Raw genomic sequence first — 614 nt, forward strand, 5'->3', positions numbered from 1 at the left:
CGTTCGGCGTCGGCGCGCCGGACATGCCGGCGCTGCTCGCCGCGGCGCGGTGCCCGGTCGTGCTGGCGGCGGGCGAGGACGACCCCATGAGCCGCCCGGAGCAGTTGCGCGCGCTGGACCCGGACGCGGTCACCCTCGCCGGCCTCGGGCACAACGCCCACGTCGAGGACCCAGCCGCCGTGCGCGCCCTCCTGGAGCGCTTCGGCGTCTGATGGCCCGGGTGCAGCCGTCGTACCCCATGCGACGGCTGCTCCGCGAACCCCTCGTCACCACCGGACGGGAGAAAGCCTAGGAACTCGTGGTGGACGAGCGCCTGTACTGCCGCGTCACGCCGCGGTCACGGTCGGTACCTGCGGAAACGGTTATCTTCGCCGTTCGGTGGTACAGGTGGGGAGGCACGATCGTGATGCTTGAGGGGTACGTTCCGCTCGGGCACGCGGGAGAGGACGCCTGTGGAGGAAGGCCCGTCGTTCGCCGGATGGCTGCGTGAGCGCCGCGTGCTGGCCGGGCTCACGCAGGCGCAGCTGGCCGGGCGCGCCGGGCTGAGCCTCCGCGCGGTGCGCAACGCCGAGCTCGGCAGCGTCCGGAACCCGCGCCCGGAGACCGAACGGCGG

General features: G+C 73.9%; 2 protein-coding genes. Both read left to right on the forward strand.

Annotated elements, in window-relative coordinates:
* Nucleotides 1-212, forward strand: a 212-nt coding sequence (locus G3I65_RS22060; protein ID WP_375336704.1) for an alpha/beta fold hydrolase, incomplete at its 5' end; no start/stop codon positions are given.
* A 240-nt stretch (nucleotides 213-452) separates the two neighbouring features.
* The coding region (locus G3I65_RS59060) for a helix-turn-helix domain-containing protein (protein ID WP_375336705.1) at nucleotides 453-614 on the forward strand (162 nt) is incomplete at its 3' end.

This window comes from Amycolatopsis sp. SID8362, assembly GCF_010550475.1.
In the GTDB taxonomy this organism is placed as follows: domain Bacteria; phylum Actinomycetota; class Actinomycetes; order Mycobacteriales; family Pseudonocardiaceae; genus Amycolatopsis; species Amycolatopsis eburnea.